The 215-nt window shown below is 40.9% G+C and carries 1 protein-coding gene; it reads left to right on the top strand.

Annotated features, from left to right (window positions below):
* Window positions 1-3 precede the first annotated feature (3 nt).
* A partial coding sequence (locus tag GPK83_RS17445; RefSeq protein ID WP_215704288.1) for a helix-turn-helix domain-containing protein occupies window positions 4-215 on the top strand: 212 nt, incomplete at its 3' end.

The following is a 215-nucleotide window of genomic DNA, read 5'->3' on the forward strand; positions in this document are numbered from 1 at the left end:
AACATGAACGTAGTATACCGGTTTCGGATCTATCCCAATAAAATACAGCAGGAACTGTTTGCAAAAACATTTGGATGTGTTAGGTTTGTATATAACCGGATGCTGGCAGAAAAGAAGGAATGCTATGAAAAGACTGGAAAAAACCTGAAGGTCACTCCGGCAAAATATAAGGCAGAGTTTCCATGGCTAAAAGAAGTGGACAGCCTTGCTCTGTG

This window comes from Clostridium sp. MCC328, assembly GCF_018785465.1.
Taxonomy (GTDB): Bacteria; Bacillota; Clostridia; order Lachnospirales; family Lachnospiraceae; genus Pilosibacter; species Pilosibacter fragilis.